At 64.2% G+C, this 6,674-nt stretch carries 6 protein-coding genes and 2 pseudogenes; 5 read left to right on the plus strand and 3 right to left on the minus strand.

Annotated features, from left to right (window positions below):
- Nucleotides 1–122: 122 nt before the first annotated feature.
- Together J2739_RS27505 and J2739_RS27510 are read left to right on the plus strand one after the other, a co-directional pair.
- Nucleotides 123–749 (plus strand): superoxide dismutase, encoded by a 627-nt coding sequence (locus tag J2739_RS27505; protein WP_309907657.1) that lies wholly within the window; start codon nt 123–125, stop codon nt 747–749.
- Nucleotides 709–1,380, plus strand: coding sequence for a hypothetical protein (locus tag J2739_RS27510; protein ID WP_309907660.1), 672 nt, complete (start codon nt 709–711; stop codon nt 1,378–1,380). The genes J2739_RS27505 and J2739_RS27510 overlap by 41 nt, the downstream gene beginning before the upstream one ends.
- A gap of 164 nt (nt 1,381–1,544) precedes the next feature.
- Here J2739_RS27510 and J2739_RS27515 read toward each other — a convergent pair.
- Nucleotides 1,545–2,601, minus strand: a pseudogene (locus tag J2739_RS27515) (DMT family transporter).
- Between the two features lie 262 nt (nt 2,602–2,863).
- Nucleotides 2,864–3,061 carry a DUF3606 domain-containing protein gene (locus tag J2739_RS27520; RefSeq protein ID WP_309907662.1) on the minus strand — a complete coding sequence of 66 codons (198 nt, stop codon included), beginning with the start codon at nt 3,059–3,061 and terminating at the stop codon, nt 2,864–2,866.
- A 152-nt stretch (nt 3,062–3,213) separates the two neighbouring features.
- On the opposite strand from J2739_RS27520, the pseudogene J2739_RS27525 reads away from it, so the two are divergent.
- Together J2739_RS27525 and J2739_RS27530 are read left to right on the plus strand one after the other, a co-directional pair.
- A pseudogene (locus J2739_RS27525) lies at nt 3,214–3,429 on the plus strand (ATP-dependent DNA ligase); the annotation flags it as partial.
- Nucleotides 3,430–3,472: 43 nt separating this feature from the next.
- Nucleotides 3,473–3,814 (plus strand): ATP-dependent DNA ligase, encoded by a 342-nt coding sequence (locus tag J2739_RS27530; RefSeq protein WP_309907664.1) that lies wholly within the window; start codon nt 3,473–3,475, stop codon nt 3,812–3,814.
- Nucleotides 3,815–4,533: 719 nt separating this feature from the next.
- Here the strand turns inward: J2739_RS27530 and J2739_RS27535 are convergent.
- On the minus strand, nt 4,534–5,142 hold the full coding sequence (locus tag J2739_RS27535) for a DUF4337 domain-containing protein (protein WP_309907666.1): 609 nt from the start codon (nt 5,140–5,142) through the stop codon (nt 4,534–4,536).
- 427 nt (nt 5,143–5,569) lie between these two features.
- Between J2739_RS27535 and J2739_RS27540 the strand changes: the two genes are divergently transcribed.
- Nucleotides 5,570–6,157: a DedA family protein gene (locus J2739_RS27540; RefSeq protein WP_309907668.1), complete on the plus strand. Its 588-nt coding sequence runs from the start codon at nt 5,570–5,572 to the stop codon at nt 6,155–6,157.
- The last annotated feature ends 517 nt before the right edge of the window (nt 6,158–6,674 follow it).

Raw genomic sequence — 6,674 nt, forward strand, 5'->3', positions numbered from 1 at the left:
ACATGACTCACGAACCGAATGTCGCAAGGCGGAATTTCGTCGCGATGGCGGTCGCCGGTGCGGGATCGCTCGCCCTGTCGACCACCGCCATGGCGGCCACAGACCCTTCCAAGGAGACCACGATGAGTAGCGCCCCAGCCTTTCAGGGTAGCGATACCCTGAAGCCATTGCCCTTCGATCCAGCGAAGCTGAGCAATCTGTCCGAACGCCTGATCCGCTCGCATTGGGAGAACAACTATGGCGGCTCCGTCAAGGCCTTGGCGGTGGTCAAGAAGCGCCTGGCGGATGCGCTGGCGGACAAGGACCTGCCGCCGTACGTCTACAACGATCTCAAGCGCGAGCAGTTGCTGCGCACGGGTTCCGTGGTCTTGCACGAGGACTACTTCGACAATCTCGGCGGCAATGGCCGAGCGGGCACACCGGAGCGCCAGGCGATCGCGCAGGCCTTCGGCAGCTTCGACGTCTGGGAAACGGAGTTCCGCCGCATCGCCGCCGGCCTGGGCGGTGGCTCAGGCTGGGTCGTGCTGGGGTTCAACCAGCACACGCGGCAGCTCGAGAACTACTGGATGGCCGACCACGCGCACGGCCCCGCGGCGACCACCCCGATACTGGTGATGGACATGTACGAGCACGCCTACCAGATGGACTTCGGTGCGGCTGCGGCGAAGTACATCGATGCCTTCTTCCAGAACATCCAGTGGGAGAAAGTTGCCGATCGCCTCGCGGCCAGCGGCGCGACGAGATCGTGAGGTCGCCATGAAGCGCTGCATGGCCTTCGCTGCGAGCTTGCTCGCTGCAGCCGCACCCCTTGCGCAGACTGTGCGCTTCGACTCGGATACCTTGGGCCGCGCGCCGGCAGGCTCGACCTGCGGCATCACGGGCCGCGGCAGCCCGCACTGGAGCGTGGAGTCGGATGCCAGCGCCCCGAGCCCGCACCATGTGCTGATGCAGTCCGGATCGGGTACGTTTCCGTGGTGCGTTCGCGCCGATACCGCCATCACCGATGGCTTCGTCGAGGTGAAGTTGAAGCCGCTCGAAGGCCGCGAGGACCAGGCAGGCGGCGTGATCTGTCGCTGGAAGAGCGGCAGCAACTACTACGTCGCGCGTGCTAATGCGCTGGAGAACAACGTCTCGCTCTACTACACCGAAGGCGGCAACCGAAGGACCTTGAAGTATGTCAACACGCCTGTGTCGGTGGGCGCATGGCACACACTGCGCGTAGACTTCGCCGGCGCGCGTATCGCGGTGATGTGGAATGGCAAGGTCCTCATCAAGTTCGAGGATGCGCACATTTCGGGACCTGGTGGGATCGGCGTCTGGACCAAGGCCGATAGCGTGACCGCGTTCGGCGACTTCAGCTTCGGCCAGACGAAGCGTTGATGCGCAGATTCCGATCAGCGGCTCAGGACCGTCCTCGTCCGAAGGACTCCAGATTTTGAGGGCAGGCTTTACACCATTCTGAGGTCGATCGGCTTCGCCAGCCCCTTAACGCCCTATGCACATCCGGCAAAGCATCGCCAGATGCGAGCTCGATGGCTCATCCATCAGTGCTCATGCCGATGATGTGCATCCGGTACATGGGGATGTGCGTGGCTCAGGGATTCATGCACATGTCGATGGCTGTGCGGACCGGCCGGCATTGGATCGTGCCTGTGGTTGTGGTGGCCGTCGTCGTGCCGGTGCGCATGTTCGTGCTCCAGCGCTTCGTGCTCGTGCGCATGGCCATGCGATTCGGCCAGGTGCAGCACCACGCCTCAGGATCATCAGCAGGCCTCCGGCCGCCATGATCCAGCTGCCGCTGCGATCTCCCAGCGCGATGGCCAGCGCGGCCCCGATGAAGGGTGCGAAGGCGAACACCGAACCCGTGCGCGCCGCGCCGAAGGCCCTCTGGGCCAGCAAGTAGAAGCGCAGGCTCAGACCATAGCCGGTGGCGCCGACCACGAGCAATCCGAGTGCCGCGCCCACGGTGGGCAGCGGATCGCCGAACAGGAGCGCCAGCACCGCTGTAGCGCAGGCACCGAGCACCGCCTTGCCGAGCACCACCTGGGCCGGATCGCGCTCGGCCAGAGCGCGGGACAGCGTGTTGTCAGCGCCCCAGGCCATGGTGGCCACCAGTACCGCGAGCAATCCCCAGAGCTGGTTGCCGCCCTGGCGGCCCTGGTCGAGCACCAGCACGATGCCCCCGGCAAGCAGCAGCAGCATGGCGGCCCAGACGCGGCGATCCATGGTCTCGCCGTACAGCGCGCGCGCCAGCAAGGCGGTGAACAGGGCTTCGAGCGTCAGCATCAGCGAGGCGCCGGTGCCGCTCGTGTGCTGCAGGCTCCACGCCAGCGCGACCGGTCCCAGCACGGCCCCAAAGGCTGCCATCGACAGTAGGCGCCGGGCGTCACCGCGCACCAGCTTCGCTTCCTTTTCGACGTGCTGGCGTGACAGCGCGCCGACGATGGCAGCTCCCGCATAGAGCAGCGCCGCGGTCGTGAACGCCCCCAGTCCCGCCCCGAAGCGCTGGAGCAGCGGCGTGCTGATGCCGAACAGCGCCGCCGCGAGCAAGGCCAGCAGGCCCCCACGCAGCGCGGGACAATGGACATGCGAGTGCTTCATGCACCGATCACTTTCTTGATGCCAGATGCCTCAGTTGCCGCCTTTGGGCAGCAACACACGACCGCACAGGATATTGACTCCCACGCAATTGACGAGGCTGGCCGATCCAGCCTCGGACAATGGAGCGATCCAAAGCCCAAGCTCAGCCGAAGGCACCCCCGGTTGCGCCGCCGCAGTCAGCAGCCGCAGCCGCAGCCGCTTCAGGTGATGACCTGGAGGGGCGGTTCTGGTGGTCTTCGCAGGCTCACCCGAATCAAGGCCCTCAGCGCACCGCGCGCTTGGCGCGCCTCGCCGAGAGGTGCTCGCGCACCTTGTCGGCGGAGTTGCCCACGGCCTTGACAGCCTCGCGCAGCTGCTCGGGCGTGCATCCCAGGCTGTGCGCCCAATCTCGCACCTCGTAGTCTTCCCCGATCGAAATGAACTTCCGGTCTCGGCCGGTCTTGCTGGTGTCGTCAGGCATGGTGTTCTCCCAGTTGGCAAGCCCAACGTCGCCGCGCTCGATTGCGTGGTCTGTAGGTCCCAATCATCATCTCGCGTGGGCTTCGTCGGATTGCCAGCTGCGGCGCCTGGTGCAAGGATGCCGGCATGGTCGACTTCGCCACGCTCTCGCCGATGCTGCTGGACGAGCGGCCGCTCACCCTGGAAGAGCCGGGGTGGATCTACGAGCTGAAGTACGACGGGTACCGAATCCTGGCCGAGTTCAGGCATGGCGGCTGCCGGCTCAAGACGCGCAAGGGCGCTGACGCATCAAAGTGGTTCCCGGAGGTGTGCCAAACCTTGGCGGGAATCCCTGGCGGCCCCTACATCACCGATGGTGAGGTTTGCGTGCTCGACGAGCTCGGCCGCAGCGAATTTGAAGCCCTGCAGGACCGTGCGCGCCGCCGACGAAGGCATGCCGGCGCGCATCCTGTTGCCTACCTCCGACCTTCTGGTCGTTCGCGGCGTCGACATCACCGGTTGGGCACTGACCACGCGCAAGGCGGCGCTCGACCGGCTGTCGAAGGTCCCGCTGCCGAATCTGCTGAAGGTCGGCTACTTCGAAGAGGGTGCGCGTCGCCTGTTCGATGAAGCGGTGGTGCCGCTGAAGCTCGAGGGTCTGGTGGCCAAGCGCCTGACCAGCACCTACCTGCCGGGCGTGCGGTCGAGGGACTGGGTGAAGGTGAAGCGCAAGGGGGCGGTGCCGGCGGAAAGGTTCAGGCGCGAGGCGAAATAATGAAACAACGGCGGCGCCTACACTCTGAATTGCGGCCCGACGCTGGCGAGCTGCGAGGCGCTGCTGGCCGGGGGGTCTCCAACGCCCGTTAAGGCCAAAGCGTGCGCAAACGCTCGGCACCCAGTGTGCAGGTCAGGATTCGGACGCGCCCGCGTTGTGAAGAACGCGGTTTATCCAGTCGGGCAGGCGCGCAGCAAGTGCGCTGGCGTCGTCAGAATGGATCGTCAGAGAGGTGCGTGCGAGGCTCGCCTTGACCTTGGCTTCAAATGTTCGCCGCGCTCCAATGGATACCAAGTCTTGCCCATTTCTGCTGGAGGCGAGGCGGCGTCATTCGAGCCTTGGCCCTGCAAGCCACCCGCGGAGGGTACATCACCGAAGCACACTTGATGAGCTACTCCGATTGGACATGCGAGCCAACACGCGCAATGTCGAACTCAATGCCGCCGCATTCGTGCCGGCGAAGAACCTGAAAAGCATGTTCGCGTTCTAGAGACAAGGTTCGCAAGCCTCTGCCCGTGGGGATTGCCAAAAACCATCGGCGCGCAGCCGCCCCTGCTCGGGCGCTCGGTGTTTGCAACGCAATCCAGCCCGAGGACTGCGAGCGAATCCACTACGACTGGCCGCAGCGGCTCGTGCACTTGGCATGGTATCTGGACGTCAGCTCCACGGCGCAAAAACATGCTGGGCGTGTCAACGGGGCGGCGGGGGCCAGACGCGCATCATGACAGCAGTTTTATCAACGCATTCGGATGGATCGGCAGGGACGCCAGGCCTGCAATGCCCATCAGCACGCCCAAAGCGGTCGGAACCAATGAAGCCCAAAATAGCGGCCAAAGTCGAGTCAGCGCGGTGACGGCCAGCATGGCTATCGCTATCGCGATCAGCGCATCGGAGAGATCGAACTGGTCATCGCGGTAGTTCAGCGCGTCATAGGTCTTTTGGTCTTGCTCCGCCAATGCCTTTAGCAAATCCTTCTTTTTCGCTTGCTCGTCAGCGATCATGCGATACCTTGAGATGGCGGCGTCACGGGATGCAATGGCCTCCGAGGAGAGACCTAGGGGAGCAAGTTCAAGTTGGGTCGCAGTCGCCTCTGCGACATCTTGTCGAATGTTTCGTGCTTGGTAGAAAGCCCAGTGATCGATCTTGTCGGCCTGCGCCTGTTGCATGGCTTGAACGATGTTGTCGTCCTTGACCTTGCAAATACCCATGAACGTTGCCAGCAGGGCCACGGTGATCGCCACCGCCGCGTTCAAGCGTACGGCCCGAGCCGCACTTAGATCGCTGGCTTCCTTCGCGTTTTCAACGATGTCTTTTGGGTCGATGTCCATCGAATCAGTTCACTCTAAATGTTGAAGAGGGGGCCAATCAGAGCGAAGCGCTTGGGCTGAATCGGCCTTGCGAGCTTAAGCCCACGCTGCCCGGGAATATGTTTTCATGGTCCTGGCTCGAGAATATTTGCGCTGCCTGCCACCACCACAACCCTTCGGGTTGCGATCTTCTTGGACCGGTGGACCGCTGCGAAGGACAGTCGCCGCACCTGGGCCAGCACACGAGGCGAGAAGGCTACCGGCACCGCGCCTTTGCGCTTCGCCTGCCTTCGGAGGATCATGCCTGGATGAAGCGCAGCGACCTCGTCTTCCTCCTGCCTCAACTCGGCACCCGCGGGCCGGAGCAGGCCTTCACCGGGCCATCGAATTGGGCGAGCCTGTTCGTCCGGTGGGCGCGGCGGTCTTGCGGCTGTGGATGGAGAGTCCCGTGTCGATAACGCAGTTTCTCTCGGAGTACGGATACCTCGCCGTGCTCGCCGGCTGCCTCATGGAGGGAGAGAGCGTGTTGCTGCTGGCGGGCTTGGCCGCGCAGGAGGGCTATCTGTCGTTCGTCTATGTAGTGGTCGTGGCGTTCTGCGGCGCCACTTTGGGAGACCAGGCCTTCTATTTTCTCGGCCGCTATGTGGGTGGGCGCCTGATCGCGAATCGGCCGCGTCTCCAAGTCCGCGCGAATGTGGTGACGGCGCTTCTACAGCGCTATGACGCGCCCCTGATCATCGGCGTGCGGTTCATGTACGGGTTTCGTATCCTCGGTCCGATCGCCATCGGTGCGAGCACCGTGTCTCCCTGGCGTTTTCTGACATTCAACGCGCTGGGCGCGGCATTGTGGGCGCCCTTGATCGCAGGTGCGGGCTACACCTTCGGCTACGCTCTGGAATCCGTCTTTGTCGACATGGGAGTCGTCGAGAAGATCGGCTTGGTCGCCGTGCTGTTCGTCGCGGTAACGATCGGCTTGCACCTGCGCCGGCGGCGACGCGACGGCAGCGAAGCACGTCCCGAGAAACCGCCCTCCTGACGGCCCCACTCCGTGCCCGGCGCGCAGAATCCGACAGGTCTGTCGCAAACCAGCGATGCCGACAGGGATCTGGACGCAATCGCATGGCGTCGCGCATCTCACACGGGACTGTTTCGTGTCCGCCGACTCAGCCGCCGGTCAGCCCGCTGCCAGATGATGACGTCGGCAGCCCGATCCATGTCTCTATCCTCTTTGGGCTGTTTTTAGGCCCGCTTCGGCGGGCTTTTTCTTGTCCGCCCTGCGCTTCACCGGGCGCGCACCGGGCACGGCGCCGCCGGCCTGAAGCCTTGCACAGGACGAGCCTTGGCGACGTGTCGGGCGCTGGTGAGGTGTGGATCGCCAAAAAAGCCCGCATGCCACTCTCACTGGGCCCGCCGCTCGGTGCGCTGACCGACAGAAATTGCCACTTCTGTCATGGCGCTGGCTGGGTCTGTGCCGACCACCCAGACCGCCCTTCGGGTTTGCTTGAAATCCAGGGCGGCTGCGAGTGCGGGGCCGACGGGGTCCCCTGTGTCTG

The organism is Variovorax soli, assembly GCF_031454625.1.
Lineage (GTDB): Bacteria > Pseudomonadota > Gammaproteobacteria > Burkholderiales > Burkholderiaceae_C > Variovorax > Variovorax soli_A.

Bases quoted from the DNA above. Each gene is read 5' to 3' on its own strand.
- J2739_RS27505 (WP_309907657.1), top strand. From the start codon at position 123: ATGAGTAGCGCCCCAGCCTTTCAGGGTAGCGATACCCTGAAGCCATTG.
- J2739_RS27520 (WP_309907662.1), bottom strand. From the start codon at position 3,061: ATGCCTGACGACACCAGCAAGACCGGCCGAGACCGGAAGTTCATTTCG.
- J2739_RS27535 (WP_309907666.1), bottom strand. From the start codon at position 5,142: ATGGACATCGACCCAAAAGACATCGTTGAAAACGCGAAGGAAGCCAGC.